The organism is Olleya namhaensis (genome assembly GCF_900114005.1).
Taxonomy (GTDB): domain Bacteria; phylum Bacteroidota; class Bacteroidia; order Flavobacteriales; family Flavobacteriaceae; genus Olleya; species Olleya namhaensis.
This window is the reverse complement of record NZ_FORM01000001.1, coordinates 270433-288064: the sequence shown is the minus strand read 5'-3', so window position 1 is coordinate 288064 and position 17632 is coordinate 270433. Positions and strand designations below refer to the sequence as shown.

General features: G+C 35.0%; 9 protein-coding genes. 5 read left to right on the top strand and 4 right to left on the bottom strand.

Features of this window, described 5'->3' with window-relative positions; all coding sequences use genetic code 11:
* Positions 1-47: 47 nt before the first annotated feature.
* A complete protein-coding gene (locus BMZ09_RS01200) occupies positions 48-848 on the bottom strand; it encodes a THC0290_0291 family protein (protein WP_090836761.1) in 801 nt (266 codons plus the stop codon).
* Positions 849-1072: 224 nt separating this feature from the next.
* Between BMZ09_RS01200 and gdhA the strand changes: the two genes are divergently transcribed.
* From gdhA to BMZ09_RS01180, 4 genes are all read left to right on the top strand, one after another.
* Entirely contained in the window at positions 1073-2416 is a 1344-nt protein-coding gene (gdhA, locus tag BMZ09_RS01195; RefSeq protein WP_090836760.1) for an NADP-specific glutamate dehydrogenase, read from the top strand.
* A gap of 126 nt (positions 2417-2542) precedes the next feature.
* A complete protein-coding gene (gene porZ / locus BMZ09_RS01190; protein ID WP_090836758.1) occupies positions 2543-4912 on the top strand; it encodes a type IX secretion system anionic LPS delivery protein PorZ in 2370 nt (789 codons plus the stop codon).
* Positions 4912-5634: a DNA repair protein RecO gene (gene recO, locus BMZ09_RS01185; protein ID WP_090836757.1), complete on the top strand. Its 723-nt coding sequence runs from the start codon at positions 4912-4914 to the stop codon at positions 5632-5634. The genes porZ and recO overlap by 1 nt, the downstream gene beginning before the upstream one ends.
* 4 nt (positions 5635-5638) lie before the next feature.
* Positions 5639-8047, top strand: coding sequence for a TonB-dependent receptor (locus BMZ09_RS01180; RefSeq protein WP_177183492.1), 2409 nt, complete (start codon positions 5639-5641; stop codon positions 8045-8047).
* A 42-nt stretch (positions 8048-8089) separates the two neighbouring features.
* Here BMZ09_RS01180 and BMZ09_RS01175 read toward each other — a convergent pair whose 3' ends face one another.
* Positions 8090-13105 (bottom strand): choice-of-anchor D domain-containing protein, encoded by a 5016-nt coding sequence (locus BMZ09_RS01175; RefSeq protein WP_090836754.1) that lies wholly within the window; start codon positions 13103-13105, stop codon positions 8090-8092.
* A 217-nt stretch (positions 13106-13322) separates the two neighbouring features.
* Positions 13323-16550, bottom strand: coding sequence for a lamin tail domain-containing protein (locus BMZ09_RS01170; protein ID WP_143067770.1), 3228 nt, complete (start codon positions 16548-16550; stop codon positions 13323-13325).
* Between the two features lie 48 nt (positions 16551-16598).
* On the opposite strand from BMZ09_RS01170, the gene BMZ09_RS01165 reads away from it, so the two are divergent.
* Positions 16599-17075 (top strand): regulatory protein RecX, encoded by a 477-nt coding sequence (locus BMZ09_RS01165; RefSeq protein ID WP_090836751.1) that lies wholly within the window; start codon positions 16599-16601, stop codon positions 17073-17075.
* A gap of 60 nt (positions 17076-17135) precedes the next feature.
* Here the strand turns inward: BMZ09_RS01165 and BMZ09_RS01160 are convergent, their stop codons facing one another.
* Complete coding sequence (locus BMZ09_RS01160) at positions 17136-17630, bottom strand: DUF6646 family protein (RefSeq protein WP_090836749.1); 495 nt, start codon at positions 17628-17630, stop codon at positions 17136-17138.
* Between the last annotated feature and the right edge of the window lie 2 nt (positions 17631-17632).

The following is a 17632-nucleotide window of genomic DNA, read 5'->3' as shown; positions in this document are numbered from 1 at the left end:
AAGTGTTAACTTGAGCTTTTTTTATAAACTTATGTTTTAATTTGAGTCTAATCTAAGTAGTAAATGTAACCTACATTTAGCCAAACTAACCAGTCATTGTATTTGTTAGAATTTAATTGGTGGTCTAAACCATCTACCCAATCGCTAAAGTAATATTGTCCTCTAAGATCTATCATTAAATCAGACAGCATATTTAGCTTATATCTAACACCAATACTGGAAACTACAGACCACGTAGAACCTGAATCTGGATTAATAGAACCGGGATCCCAACCTGAGTAAAAATTATTATTATCTAAAACGTTACCAACATCATTGGTGCCATTATCATAATCTGTATATACTTTTGGGTTATAAGATACGTAGTGCGCGCCTAAACTAACAAAAGGTGCGAGTCTATATCCAAAAGCTTGAAAAGATCTAATACTTAACGGAAAAAATTCTAATTGCATTCCAATATCAAAATTGTTAGCCTCTCCGGTATGTGCTCTTAATTTATCTGCCTCGTCACTAGTTCTTGAGTCTTCTACCCATTTACCTAAATGATTTAGTTTGGTTTTATTAAAAGAAATTTCTGTACGTAATTTAAAATGATCATTAAAATAATTGTCTGTTGTGTAACAATTACAATCCGCTTGATAAGCAAAGTTGATATAATGTACTAGTCCAATTCCAAAACCGGTATTACCAGCATTGGTGTCAGAATCTAAACGTTCTCCAAAGTCAGCTTTAAAAGCGACAGGTCCTGTAATGATACCTATTTCGTGAGAAAAGCCTAGTTGCGCATATGCACTGCTGGTACTTAATAAGATAAGTACAACTAGTATCAAGTGTTTAGGGTTAAGCATAATACGGCTTTGTTATTAACAATTTGTTCGGCAAATATATAAAATCTCGACGAACATACAAATTTTACAGATAAAACGCATCATAAATATGAATTATTAAAGAAACGTTAATATCAACTATAACGATTGCGAAAATAAAAAAAAAGTAGGTGCTGTATTAAAGATAATGTATCTTTGTTCTACATTTTTATGGATTGTATAACAGTATCGTAATTATTTACATAATGAAAGATAAAATTGAAGCATTTTTAGACTTAGTAAAACAAAAAAATGGTAATGAGCCAGAGTTTTTACAAGCAGTACACGAAGTTGCAGAAACGGTAATTCCGTTTATAGAAGAAAATCCAAAATATCAAGGTAAAATGTTATTGGAGCGTATGGTAGAACCTGAGCGTACAATAATTTTTAGAGTGCCTTGGATTGACGATAAAGGAAACACGCAAGTAAACAGAGCTTTTAGAGTAGAGTTTAACTCGGCTATTGGACCTTACAAAGGAGGGTTGCGTTTTCACCCATCTGTAAACCTTAGTATTTTAAAGTTTTTAGGTTTTGAACAAGTATTTAAAAACTCTCTAACAACTTTACCAATGGGTGGAGGAAAAGGAGGAAGTGATTTTGATCCAAAAGGAAAAAGTGATAACGAAGTTATGCGTTTTTGCCAATCTTTTATGTCAGAATTGTTTAGACATATTGGAGCAAACACGGATGTGCCAGCCGGAGATATTGGTGTTGGAGGACGTGAGATTGGTTATATGTTTGGTCAATATAAGCGTTTGACAAACGAATTTACAGGAGTACTGACAGGTAAAGGATTATCTTATGGAGGATCTTTAATCAGACCAGAAGCTACTGGTTATGGTACGGTGTATTTTGCAAAAAATATGTTAGCTACTAAAAACGATTCTTTTGATGGAAAAACAGTTGTTATTTCTGGATCAGGAAACGTAGCTCAATATGCTTGTGAAAAAGCAACTGAGTTAGGTGGTACCGTTGTGACAATGTCAGATTCTTCTGGATACATTCACGATAAAGACGGTATAGATGCTGAGAAATTAGCATATATCATGGAAATTAAAAACATTAACAGAGGTAGAATTAGCGAGTATACAAATAAGTATACATCTGCGACGTTCCACAAAGGAGAAAGACCTTGGAGTGTTAATTGTGATATAGCAATGCCATGTGCAACTCAAAACGAGTTGGATAAAGCTGAAGCTGAAATGTTGGTTAAAAACAACGTATTAGTGGTTGCAGAAGGAGCAAACATGCCAACAACACCAGAAGCTATTGAAGTACTTCAAAAAGCTAAAGTATTGTTCTCTCCAGGAAAAGCATCTAATGCAGGAGGTGTTGCAACTTCAGGTTTAGAAATGAGTCAAAACTCTTTACGTTACAATTGGACTAGAGAAGAGGTTGATGCTAAGTTATACCAAATTATGGAAGACATTCACGCTTCTTGTGTACAGTATGGTACACAAAAAGATGGTACAGTAGATTACGTAAAAGGAGCAAATGTTGCTGGTTTTGTAAAGGTCGCTGATGCTATGTTAGCACAAGGAGTTGTGTAGATAATAACAGTTTATATATTAAAACCCCTAACCTTATTAAGGTTAGGGGTTTTTTAGTGTTTTATATACGCTTAGGGATACAATAAATTGTGGTATTTTTGAGTTTTAATAGTTGATTTTAAAATAATGCTGACAAATAAGACTAATCTTAAATTGTTTTTTCTGTGTTTAAGTTTTTTAACTTTACAACTAACTAATGCCCAAGATTTTTCTGATCAATGGACGGGCTATTTCTCATATTTAAATATTAAAGATGTATCTCAAGGCGCTGACCGGGTTTTTGGTGCATCAGAAAATGCTGTTTTTGTGTATAATAAAAATAGTAACGATATCGAGACTATTTCTACAATACATGGCTTGTCAGGAGAGGAAATATCAGTTATAAAATATGCTGAAGACCGTGGCTTATTATTTCTGGGTTTCGAAAACGGGTTAATTCAAATATATGACGAGAGTGATAACACGGTTTTATCAGTTGTAGATATTTTAGAAAAACCAACAATTCCTCAAAGTGATAAAAAAATTAATCATTTTAACTTAGTTGATGATACGTTGTACATAGCAACAGATTATGGTATTTCAGTGTATGATTTAGAGGGTTTAGAGTTTGGTGATACGTATTATATTGGTGCGGGAGGTTCGCAAATAGTAATTTCTCAAACCACAATTTTTGATGGTGATATTTATGCAGCAACTGCAACTGGAATTAAAAAAGGAGCAGTAATTAATCCAAATTTAATTGACTACCAAGAGTGGGAGCAAGTTAATGGCGGTAATTGGGTCGGAATTGAAGCAGTAGGTACACAATTGTTTGCGGCGAATGCTAGCAGAAAGGTTTATGAATTGGTTAGTGGAGCATTGCAAATTAAGGCAACATATCCTAACTTTATTACAGATTTTAGAGTCTTTGATAGCAAGTTGATAGTAACGACGCAAAAAGAGGTTTATATTTATAATCCTGTGGGCTTTTCGGGTATAGCTCAGGTTGGTAATAGTGCAGAATTTAGTACCAATTATACCTGTGCTTTAATGGATGATACTGATCAAATATATATTGGAACGGAAGGGACTTTAGTGATAGGTAAAACAGGATTTGGAGTATTGAAGACGTCAATAGCTGATACGTCTATATTAGAAGAAATACATCCTGATGGTCCTTTACTAAATAATTTTTTTAAAATTGAAGTAGCTCCAGGTCATATTTATGGAACACATGGTGGTTATGATGTTAGTTTTAATCCATACGCGGTAGCAACGTCTAGGGCTGGTATTAGTCACTTTTTTGATGAGTCTTGGCAAAACGTAAGTTATGATACTATTTTAGCTACTGCTAATAATCCTAGGTCTTTGTCTCATATTTCTGTGGATCCTCTTAATCCGGAAATTGCTTATATAAGTTCTTCAATAGGTGGGCTTTTGAAATTAGAAAACAATATTCCTGTAACTTTTTATAATGGAGATAATAGTACTATAAATCCATTCTTCACTAACAATCATTTTGTGCATGCCTCAGTTTTTGATGCTGCTGGATCACTATGGGTTATGAACAGTAGGTATGATTCTCCTTTAAATAAGTTTAGGGATGGGCAGTGGTCGTCTTTTAGCTTTTTGGAGGTTATTGAGCCTGCGGATAGTAACAAAGGATTTGCAGCTATAACTACAGATGCTAATAATACTATTTTTACGGGCTCTTATAATTATGGAATAGTTGGTTATGATGAAAGTAGCGGAGCTTTTAATACTGTTTCAGAAGAAGATGCTATGCCATCAAACGCTATTACAGCTTTAACCATTGATAGAAGTGGGCAATTATGGGTAGGAACAGATAAAGGGTTGAGGGTTATTTATAATACTACGGACTTTATAACGGGTACACCAGAAGTAGATGATATTATTGTTTTAGACGATGGTGTTCCTAGAGAGTTATTATTCCAACAATACATAACAGATATTGAGGTAGATGGCTCAAATAATAAATGGATTGGAACTTTAGATACAGGACTGTATTATTTCTCTTCAGACGGACAAAGTACCATCTTTCATTTTACAAAAGATAATTCTCCTTTACCAACTAATGACGTGTTGGATGTGTCTATAGATGATGTAAACGGAATGATTTATATTGCAACAGATAAAGGCTTGGTGTCTTTTAAATCTGATGCGTCTAAACCGCAGTCGACTTTAGAAAACGCCTATGTTTATCCTAATCCTGTAAGACCAAACTTTAATATTTTAACGGATAAAGTTAAGATTAGAGACATATCAGAGAATGTAAATATAAAAATTACTGATATTGAAGGTAATTTGGTGGCAGAAGCACAGTCTAGAACTAATGGTAGATTTCAAGGCTATAATCTAGAAATAGATGGAGGTACGGCTTTATGGAATGGTAAAAATTTGGGTGGAAATATTGTAGCATCTGGAGTGTATTTAATCATGCTTAACGATTTAGATACTTTTGAGACTAAAGTACTAAAATTAATGGTTGTTAGATAATGTTAACAACTACAAATGCAATTGTACTGTCTAAACTACGGTTTAAAGATAATGACCTTATTGTAAAGTGTTATACTCAAAAACAAGGTGTTGTTAGTTATTTGCTAAAAGGCGTTTTGACTTCTAAAAAGAGTAATAAAAAAGTGGCCTATTTTCAGCCATTATCACAATTACAGTTAAACACGGACTACAAACCAAATCGGTCTTTACAATATATAAAAGATATTAAAACAGATTTTTTATATGCTTCGCTTCATACTAATATTTTAAAGAGCGCTATTGTTATGTTTCTGGCAGAAGTACTAGCACATGCTTTACAAGAGGAGGAGCAGAATGATACTTTATATAGCTATATTCAGACAACTTTGCAATGGTTGGATACCAATGATAGTTATTCTAATTTTCATTTATTGTTTCTGTTGCAGCTAACAAAATACTTGGGGTTTTATCCAGATCAAACAGAAATGGAAACCGCTTTGTGTTTTAATTTATATGATGGCGAATTTCAAGATGAAAGTGTTTCTAAGTACAATGTTACGGGTGAAAATTTAACACTACTAAAACAGCTTTTAGGCACAACGTTTGATGATTTAGATGGTATTAAAATTAATGCTAAGCAAAGACAGTCTTTTTTGGCTCTTATTTTAGTATATTTTGAATTACATTTGGGGAGTTTTAAAAAGCCTAAATCTTTACAAATTCTTAATGACGTTTTTAATTAAATATATGAAGTTTCTTATTAGTATTTGTTTACTCTTTTTGGTCTCGTTTTCTGTTTCAGCACAGACTATTAAGGTGTTAAATAAAACTACTAACGAGCCTGTATTTGGAGTCGCTATTTATAATAAAGATAAATCTAAAAGCGAAATTACGGATCTTAATGGTCAGGCTAATTTGGATGCCTTTATGGCTGCCGAGCTGCTTTATTTTCAGCATATTTCTCATAAATTAAAAACAATAAAAAAAAGTAATATCCAAAACGGACGTGTGTATTTAATGGCTGGTCAGCAAGGCTTGGATGAGATTGTTATTTCTGCCTCAAATTTTGGGCAAAGAAAAAAAGACATTCCTAAAACAATTGCAACTATTACGGCAAAAGACGTTTCTTTTAATAATCCGCAAACAAGTGCAGACTTATTAGAAGGTACAGGTCAGGTTTATATTCAAAAAAGTCAGTTGGGAGGTGGGAGTCCTATGATAAGAGGGTTTTCTACTAATAGGCTATTAATTACAGTGGATGGAGTACGTATGAATAATGCTATTTTTAGAGGCGGAAATCTTCAAAATGTTATCTCTATCGATCCTTTGTCTATTCAAAACACAGAAGTGACGTTAGGTGCAGGATCTATTATTTACGGTAGTGATGCCATTGGAGGTGTTATGAGTTTTTACACAAAAAAACCAGAGTTTTCATTTTCTGATACTTTAAATATTAAGAGTAATGTCTTATTGAGGTATGCAACAGTTAGCCAGGAAAAAACAGCGCATATTGATGTTAATGTTGGCTATAAAAAATGGGCATTTCTGTCAAATGTAAGTTATACTGATTTTAATGATTTAACCATGGGTAGTCATGGTCCAGATGATTATTTAAGGCCAGAATTTGTGGTTACTCAAAATAATCAGGATGTTATCGTGCAAAATAATGATTCAAGAGTTCAGAAGTTTACAGGATACAATCAAATTAACTTGATGCAAAAAGTAAGCTATAAGGCTGCTGAAGATTTAGATGTTGATTTAGGTGTGTTTTATACAGCAACATCAGATTATCCACGATACGACAGGTTAATACGTTATAGAGACGATGATTTAAGGTCTGCAGAATGGAATTATGGTCCTCAAAAATGGTTTATGTCTAATGTGAGTGTTACAAAACGAAGTAGTAATGCTTTGTTTTATGATAATATAAAAGCCACTTTAGCATATCAGAATTTTCAAGAAAGTAGAATGGATCGTGATTTTCAGGAAGTGGAAAGAAACGTCAGAGAAGAGTCTGTGGATGCATTATCTTTTAATATAGATTTTGAAAAACAATTACACCAGACTTCAAAGTTATTTTATGGTTTTGAATATGTTTACAATACAGTCGGGTCTATAGGTTATGTTGAAAATGTGGAGACTAATACAACTCAAAAAACGGTATCCAGATATCCCGATGGTGCAACATGGCAGAGTGCAGCAGTGTATGCAAGCTATAAGTATAAACCCAACACTAAGTTTGTGTTTCAATCAGGATTACGTTATAATATGGTTACTCAAAAAGCCGATTTCACAGAAAATAATCAGTTTTTAAATCTGCCTTTTACAGAATCTAATAATACAGCAAATGCTTTAACAGGTACTGCTGGTGTTACGTGGTTACCTAATCCAATTTTACAATGGAAATTTAATTTGTCTTCTGCTTTTAGGGCACCAAATATTGATGATATTGGTAAGGTCTTTGATTCAGAACCAGGCTCTGTTGTTGTGCCAAATGATAATTTGGATCCAGAATATGCCTATAGTGGAGAACTTGGGTTAAAGCTTAATTTTAATAAAGTAGTAGTCCTAGATATGGCGACTTATTATACTTACTTGGATAATGCGTTAGTAAGACGTGATGGGACTTTAAATGGCGAATCACAAATTATTTATGATGGTGAGTTAAGTACGGTACAATCCATACAAAATGCTTCAAAATCGTGGATTTATGGTTTTGAAATAGGCGCACAGGTAAATTTTTCAAAAGCATTTAAATTAACGTCACAATATAATCTTATTGGTGGTATTGAAGAAACAGATGGTGTTGAAGTACCGGTAAGACATGTGGCTCCAAGTTTTGGAAATACACATTTAGTTTGGCAAAAAAACAGATTCAAACTAGATGCATTTGTTAATTATAACAATGCATTAGCAAATAATAAATTAGCACCTTCTGAAGCTGAGAAAGATTATATCTACGCTTTAGATCAAAACGGAAACCCTTACTCGCCTTCTTGGCACACTTTAAATTTTAGAACACAATATCAAATAGGGAATGATGTTACCGTAACAGCTGCTTTAGAGAATATCTCTGACCAACGTTATAGAACATATTCTTCTGGTATAGCTGCTCCAGGTAGAAACCTTATTGTTTCTTTAAAGTATAGTTTGTAAAATTGACAGACATTAATCGAATTTGTTAACACGAATTTCTAGCTATTTTTTTACCGCTTTTTTTCTAATTATTTTACCATTACTCAATTCTACTTGTGCAATATAAGCAGCCTGACTAAGATTAGATAGGTTAAAGGTGTCTGACGTGTTTTGGGCTTTTAGATTATAGATTAGTCTGCCTAAGGCATCATAGATTTTGATTGTTTTAAGTGTTGCGTCTTTGTTAGGTAATTTAAAAGTAACGTTGTTATTGCTGTCCTCAATTATTAATAAATTATCAGCAGTTAAATTGTATTGATCAATAGATAGGCTGTTGTCTTTGAAAACAATCTCAAACCTACTATTAAATTCGCCTACAGGCGAAGTAAAGCTGTAATCGTTATCAGATAAATTAAATGTAGTTGAGGTTAAGTTATCTTTTAAATAGACTGTATTGTTTGTTAAAAAATCACCTTGAAGTTCTGCTATACTAAAGGTGTAAATTGTTGGTGTATCTAAGTTGTTTAAGAATCCAATAGCAATGGTTTCATCAATATCTAAATCATTAATGGCTTTACCTTGGATACTAAATTTTCTGTTTACAGTAGGTATAAGTGAGTAGAAGGTCATGCTTTTTGTGTAAGAACCATTCGCTTTAGCGTCATACGCATCTCCATCATTATCACTAGTAGCACCATTAACATATCCAATTAGAATATTATCTTTTAACCCAGAATCACTTGTTAGTTTTAGCCATAACTTGTTTTCTGCAGATTGATTACTTGCTCGGAAAAATTGATTATTATTACCATCCACACGCATACTATTGTTGAATGTTACAGTTCCTGTTGTGGTTGGTAGGGCATCAGAAAAAGTTGTAAAAAAGCTTTGTCCGGAGGCAACATGACTAGTCACTCCAGAGACAGAAGATCCTGTGTAATTTATTACTATATAATCATTTAAATCAAAGTTTAATATTTCGTTTCCGTTAGCTGTCGAGGATGGAGGTGTGGAGTGTGACCATAGGTGTATGGCACCATCTAAGGTTCCTGTCGCTGGGTTTGTTGAGAACGTGTTCTCGTCAAAAAACAATTTAGCATCTATTGCAGATGGATAAGGGTTTCCTATTAAGTTCCAATTAGAGTCTCCAAGTTCGGTGTCGTTTCTTTCCACAGGGACAGTAATTACACCATTGTTTAGTGGACCTCTAAAAGAGTAATTGTAATTGTTAGTGCCTGCAAAAGCAGCTGTAGAATGTGTTGCTGCATATCCAACTCCAGGCGTCATTATTGCTCCTGGTGGCTGAAGTACCCAATCATCTCCATTATCGTCAATATCATCAATTCCAGCTCCTACGGTAGTTGTGTTGTCATTATTTGTTTCGTAAGTGCTATCCACAAAATTTGCAGCTATAAAACTAAAGCGTCTATTGGCATCTGCTTGAAATAAAGCGTTTCCTATGGTTTCGTTGGTGACAGGGCTACTCCAATAGGTATATTCATACCAATCGCTTATTGATGCTGTTAGGCGTTCTACTGTGGTTGGATTGGTAGCGCTGCTTCCAGAATCATCGTAAGTCCCTGAGTCATTAATTTGAACAACAGAACCCGAATCGTTTATTAATAATGTTCCGTTGTTAGTGATATTATTCTGAATTTTAACATAAGTATTACTTGATACTGTCAGGAAATAGGTGGGGTTTATTGTTAAGCTGCAAGCTTCGATATTTCCGTAGGCACTGGTATTGTAGTCGTCATTTAAAATAGCTTGTGTTGTAAGGCTTGGTATGCCATTGTCCCATGCTCCTAGGGTCCATGTTGTTGTCCCTATGTTAACTCTGGCTGCGTCAGATGCTGTGCTACATGTACCATCTTCCGTAACTTCGCAATAAAATTGGTAGCCTTGTATATTAGCTCCTGTTATTGATAACATTGTTGAGGTTTCTCCTGATACTGTTCCTGGAGCAAAAGATGTGTTTAATACATTTGTCCATCCGCTCGAGATAGTATCATTATAATACCATTGGTATGTTAATGTTCCAGAATTGCCTGGTGTGGCTGCAGCTGTAAATACAATTGCATCGCTGCAATTGTTTATAGGTTGTGGGTGCGCTGTTATTGTTGGTGCATTATTAAGTGTTGCAAACGTTCCTAAATGGCTAGTGTCTCCAGAAGTAGCGGTTGTCCATTCTGCATTATCAAAAGTAGGATTAGGATTTGATACATCTGTGTTTCTTCGGTAAACATAACCTGCTGTTCCAATTACTACATCATGAAAATCGTCTATAATAACGCCTGTTGCTATTAGTGTTAACTCTAGTCGGTCATTATCATTAAATCCTGAAGCAGAACCGCCAAAGTCAAAATCTTCTAGTCCTGTTCCTCCGGAATTAACTCTTCCAACTAAAATTTGATTGCTTGTAATAGTGCTTCCTGTGCCTGTATTTGGGAATGTATAAGCGTGAGTTAAACTTGTAGAGGCTAAATCTCCAAAACGGTTAATTTCATATTGTGTTAAGTCGATAGTTGTTGCAGTACCATTAAATATTTCGATATAACCTAAAGACCCTGATGATTGATCGTACACTTCTGTAATCATTAACCCTGTTGCGCTACCACAGCTTCCTGAATGGTCAATTACTGTAAAAGGGCTAGAGGCAGGGCAGCCTAAATCATCTGTAATGTCTATTGTTCCTGAGGTTGCTCCAGCAGGAATAGTAACTTCTATAATGGTGTCAGATATGTTATTTACTGTTGCTGTAATGCCACTTACAGTTGCTGTAGCTGCGGTTAAATTGGTGCCCGTAACTGTAACTATAGTGTTTTCTGGACCGGATGCTGGTAGTATAGTTATGGTACTAGGATTACAAAGTCCGTTACCTTGAACGGTAAACGTATAAGGGGTTTCATCCAAATCATTGTTAGCAATAGATATTATGGCTGTTCTGGTTCCTGAAGCTATCGGAGAAAATGTGATTTCAAAAATACCTGGAGGGTCTTGCATTGCTGTTACAGTGAAAGGTGCAGGGTTTAAACTTACTGTAAAATCTCCTGGGTTTAGTCCGCCAACAGTTATGCTTGTAATATCTAAGTCGGCAGTTCCTATATTTTGAATTCTAAAAGATTTGGTTTGAGAGGCTCCAATGTTTTGAGCGGCAAATAATGTATTATCTAAACTGATTGGTGTAGTGTCTCCATTTGGAATGTCGGGAAAGGCAGCTATGTTTCCTTCTACATTAATTTCTTGTTCTGGCGTTGTCCCTGTACCTTGCAGTGTTATTGCACATGTACCTTCATCTGCATCGTTGTTATTTATTGTAAGTATGGCATTATTTATGCCAACAGATGTAGGTGTAAACCTAACGGTTACGGTTTGTGTGTTGCCTGCTACTATTGTAAAAGGAGTTGCGGGAGATATGATGCTAAAACTAGTAGCGTCTGCACCGCTTAACATCAAAGAAGTAATGTTTAAATCTAGCGCGCCTTCATTATCAATATCAAAAGTAATGTCTGTATTAAAGCCTGTGGCTTGGGATCCAAAAGCAATGGTGTATCCGCAAGCTTGGTCTGTGTTAGAGTTATCAACAAGTTGTAATTCTGGCACAGAACATGGCGAAACTAAAGCATTTGCGCCTGGAGATCCACCATTGGCTACTTCTTGCCAATTCGTGCCAGTGTCACTATTGTCTATAGTTGCGTCTATAACATGAAGGGTTGCTCCGTTATTGTCTGCTCCATCCGCATCGTCATAAGTCACACTATCTATAATAGATGAGCCATCTGTAGCGTAAAGTAATATGGTGTCACTAGAGTTTACTAAATTATTAGTGTTATTTGTAGAGGCGCTAATACCGTAATCTGGTGTAAATGGACAATCATTATTAAAAGTGCCATCTCCATTACTACCTAAAGAGACCGTTATACATGTGTTATTTGCTATTGTTGTGGCTGCGGGAAAAGTAAATAAAGTACCACCGTCGTTAATCGTATAATTACTAATGTCTTGTAGGCTACCAGAGATATTGCAAATCTCAATCCACTCGTCATCAGCTCCAGTAGAATTGTATGATACTTCTGTAATAACGACATCTGCTAAAGGTGCTAAAACTTCTCCTGCCAATGCAACTGTTTTGTCCGCCGCCAACGTGCTTGTCGCTGTTATAGTACCAGTATAAGTGTTAACTGCCAAGCCAGAAATTAAGCGAGTGTAAATTGTAGTTGATGCTACTATGCCTGTGGTTGGTGTTAAGCTTATTGAGGCTCCAAAACCTGAGCCAGAGGTTGTTGATATTTCAAAATTAGTTGGTGCAGTTAGTACTAGGTTTGAGGTTAATAAAAAACCTTCTGCAGTAAACGTTTGCTCTGCAGATGGGCCTGTTCCTAGTGTATAATCTAGTCCTGTTAAGGTTGTAGGGTTTAATACTATTGTTGGTCCTGTAGGCGCATCTCCTTCTAATAAAACATCGTCAATAACCCAAAATTCATTGTTAGAATTATTCTGCATTTCGATTTTTATTCTAAGGTTTGACGAGCTTGGTAGATTAGTAATTGATAAATAGCTATATCCGTCTGTTGTTCTGTATCCTGCACCTATAGGAGCAAATGTTGTGGTTGTATTGTTTCCATCGTAAGGTATGGATGCAACACCTGTACCAGCATGGGTTCCGCTAAAGCCCCATTTAGCATTACTATTTCCATTAATTTCTAATTCTTCAGAATAGGTTGTTCCACCATCAGTACTAATAGAAATTATTACATGGTCTGTATTTTCTGCGCCATTACCTGAAGTTCCAGCAAAAGAAGCTAACCTGACACTAAAATCAATATTAGAATAGGTTGAAGCATCAACTGGAGAAAACTCTATAGTTCCAGTTTCATCATTGATACTAAAACCGGTTGAGGCAGAAACATAATTTGGTGTGTTAGGGAAAGATCCTGAACCATTTACTGTTGTTCCTCCAGTATTGGTATAGGTTAAAATTGGTGTGCCGCTATCAAAATCTTGTTGTCCAATTGTAGTTTGACCAAAAGTAAAAGTAATAGAAAATAGTAGAAGTAGGGTAAGGAGGGTTTTTTTCATAATAAACGTATTGCAATTGAGGGCAACAATAAGATTTGATAATATAGTATCAGTTGATTATAAGCGGTTTACTACAAATATATAAAAATATCGATTACAGACACTATTTAATCGATTAAAACATGTTATCGTTACGTTAAGCTATATCAAAACGGTTTAAGGGCAAAAAAAAAGGTCAAACCATGATTGGCTTGACCTTTAAAGGGAGTGTTTTAATCTATTTTTTAATAGCCTTCTTTCTTATTTTTTGACCAGTATTTAATTCAATTTGCGCTATGTAAGCTTCCTGGCTCAGGTTTGATAAATTATAAGTTTCTGAAGTGCTTTGACCTTTAAGATTGTAAACTAATCGGCCCAAAGCATCATAGATTTGAATAGTGTTAATTGTTAATTTCTTATTCGATAATTTAAAAGTAACGTTGCTATTATTATCTTCAATTATGGATAAACTATTGGATGCTAAAAGTTGTTGATTTATTGATAAAACAGGCTGTGTAAAGACTATTTCAAATCTATTATCAAAACCACCCATTTCTGAAGTAAAAGAATAGTCCGAAACTGTTAAGTCTTGGTAGGTGTCGTTAAAGTTATCTTTTAAATAAATGGCATTGCTTGAGAAAAAGTCACCTTGAAAATGATCTATTGAAATCGTGTAGATTGTTGGTGACGTAATTCCTGTTGTTAAGCCTAGACGAATTGTTTCATCAAGATCTAAACCCTCTGGGTGCTTTCCTTGTATTGCTAACGGAATGTCGTTGTTTTCTGCAAACGTGGTTATCATGGCAGAACCACCGCTATAATAACGTCTTGCATCATATGATGGGCCATCGTCATTATTAGTGGAACCATCAAGATAGGCAATTGCAACTTGGCTAAATACACCATTATCTGAAGTTAAGTTAAGCCAAAGCTTATTATCTAAGTTTGTGTTTTCAGTACGAAAAAATTGGTCATTATTTCCAATAACGCGCATGCTATTGTTAAAAACAACTTCTCCCGCAGCACTGCTATAGCTATCAGAAAAGTTGACAAAAAAACCTTGTCCTGAAGGAATAAAATTATTTGGAGCATAGCGCTCTCCGGCAACGTTAGCACTAAAGTTGATTATTGCATAATCGTTGATGCTAAAGTTAATCTGCTCGTTACCAATTGTGGTTGCGGATGGTGGAGTTGCTTGAGACCAGTAATAAATGGCACCATCTATAACTCCGGGATCAACAGTACTTAGCGTTGTTGTGTTTTCGTTAAAAAAAGCAGTAGCATCTATTGCACTTGGATAAGGGTTACCAATAAATTGCCAGTTGTTGTCTAAGTTAGAGGCATCGTTTCTGGCTACAGGTACTTTGACTACCCCAGAATTTGCTTCGGATCCAAAGAAGGTTAGGTTTATACCGTTTGTCATCGCTCCTGGAGCTGCAAGGTCTATTTCTGACATGGTGGTTGCGTATCCTACACCTGGAGTCATTAGTCCTGTAGCGTAAAATTGCCAATCATCTCCTTCGTCATCTACGTCGTCTTGTCCCGCAGTATACGTATTGTTGTTTCCTAAATCTTCGGCAAGCGCATCATTAAAATTAGCGCCATTAAAGGTGAATTTTCTACCACTTGCTGTATTTGGAACTAGGTCTTCAAGTATAGCGTCTGCTAACGGGCTACCCCAATATGTATATTCGTACCAAGCAACAAAAGGAGCGGTGCGTTTTACAACTTCTATTGGGAATGTTTCAGAAGAGTTATTTATAAATTTAGTAGTTTCATTATTCTGAACTAAGGTTCCTTCTGTCTGAACTACAAGTTTGTTTGTATTATTAATATTGTGTTCTACTTCAATATAAAAATTTGAGGTAATAATTGTTGTAGCATTTATTGTTAAGCGACAAGCAGAAAAACTAGTAGCGCTACCAACGCCAGTTGTAAAAGGACCGTTAATTACAACAGGGGTATTTATGTTAGGACCAACGCCATTAGACCATGTTGAGCCGTCCCAAGTTACGATAGGTCCAGAACAGGCGCAATCGCTAATATGATATCCTAGAAAATTGATGTTATTTGAAGGAGAGCTAGTCCAATCTGTTGCTGTGTATGTTGTACTTGGCGCTTGTACGTTGTTGTTTCTAACAAGATTTACATTTTGAGCAAAATTAGTATTTGAATTTAATACTCCAATAACATCTATGTTTACTCCTTCTGCAGTTTGTAAAGCAATCACATCATTACCATCAAAATTAAAAAAGCCAGAGCTGTTACAATAATCGGCAGTTCCGTTTGCGCATAATTCTGAGCCGTTTCTAGCAATTATGTATGTGGAGTATGGTGCTATAACAGCTGCATTGGGTAAAGTTCTAATTGTTGGGTTAAAATTAATTCGGCCACTAGTAAATCTTGCTAGTTGAAAATTAGCAAGGCTAATAGGCGAACTTGATGCGTTATATAATTCGATATATCTTTCGTCTGGAGTGGCGTTGTTTGCTTCGTGATATTCTGATATTAATAATGAGCTACAATCTGAAGGTGCAGTATAACCAAACACTTCACCTTGTGCGATTACGTTTTGGGACGGTGCTCCAGTACTAGTTATAATTATGTTTTCGTTATACGTTCCAACAGCTAATCCATATGTTAGTTTTGTGTATATGGTGGTTAAATCTACAGTGGTTCCGGTAAGTGCTAATGTCAAACTGTTGGAGTATGCGCCATTAGGGGATAATGAAATTTCAAAACTTGAAGGAGCAGTTATTACAACATCATTTGTTAATGACGTTCCTAGAACAGTAAAGGTTTCTGGTACAATATCTACATTGCCTTCCACATTGGTTAAACCTGACACTAAATTAGTATCTGGATTAATTGTTATTCTTGGGCTTGCAGAAGCTACACCTCTAACTTTTATATTATCCAATCGGTAACGTTCTGCATTAGCATTATTTCTCATAGTAACTCTTATGGCTATTGTGTTTCCTGATAAAGGAGCAACTTGGCGCACTAATGTAACAGTGTCAATATCATCCACTAATACACCATTAGTATCGGCTATTTGCCAAGCACCACCATCCAAACTGTATTCTGTAGTAAAAGAATCTGATGCTTCAAAGTCATCAAATGTAGGACGATTGTCATAGGCCTCTAATTCAAAAGTGATGTCTGTAAAATCTGTAATATTTAGTACGGGAGAATACCATATTGCAAAACCATCAATGTCTCGCCCTTCAAAAAATCTAGGATTACCTGCGACTATAAATCTATCGCCATTATTGTCAAATGCAGCTCCGGAAACGTCTATGGTCCAGTTTACTCCGGATAAATCAATATCAGTTAATCCTGTTGTGTTATTGTATATAGCACCTTTATTGGGACTGTTGGTAAAGGTTTCGTTATAAATTATACTTTGAGCAAAGCCGAAATAATTAAAAATCAGTAAAGCAAAAAGTAATTTTGGATGTTTCATAAATAGCGAGTTTATTTTTTTTTGGTTTTTATGGTGTATTTTTGACTTATGGTTAGAAGTCAAGAGTCGTACACAGTAGAAGAAGCAACTAAAAAGTTGGAACACTATTGTGCTTATCAAGAACGTTGTCACAAAGAGGTTAAGCAGAAACTAAAAGATATGAATATGATACCTGAAGCATCAGATATGATAGTGGTTCATCTTTTGGAGCAAAATTTTCTAAATGAAGAGCGTTTTGCCAAAGCTTATGCTCGAGGTAAGTTCAGAATTAAAAAATGGGGCAAATATCGAATCACGCTTGAACTAAAGCGAAAAGAGATATCCAAATTTAATCTAAATGAGGCGTTAAAAGAAATAGATGAAGAGGAGTACATCGATGTTTTTAATGATTTAGCCGAAAAAAGAAATAATTCACTAAAAGAAACGGATAAATATAAAAGAAGAAAAAAGTTAATAGACTATTTGCTGTATCGTGGTTGGGAAACTTTTTTGGTTTATGATAAAGCTAATGAGCTGATAAAATAAGACATAAAAAAACCTTTCATTACTAAAAATGAAAGGTTTTTTTATAATGTAATAGGTTGACTATAAATTAAAAACAGCTCCTAAATTTACAGTAAATTGATTGTTTATTTTTTCAGCAGGTGTTAAAGCTTCTGAATTGTATTTAGCGAACGTTGTACCAAATTCAGTAAAAACACCAAAACCAGTAGAGAAAAAGTAACGCATCCCTAAGTGACCTCCAAAGTTTTTTAAACTTAAGCTAATACCTGGGTAAACATCAAAATTATCACTAATGTTTAATACACTTCCTAGGTTAGCATTAAAACGTCCTTCTAATTCAAATCTATCTTCAAAATTTGCAGATAAACCATTACTTAGGTTTAAAGCATAACCGGTAACAATACCAACAGATATGTTTTCTCCTAAACCGTAGTCATAAGCCAATACTATACCGTTAACATTGTCTTGGAAATTTGCACCAATTTGAAATTTTTGATCTCCTTTACCTTCAAAAACTTGTGCGTTTACTAATCCAGCAGTTAGTAATAAAGCAATTAATAGTAGTCGTTTTTTCATTG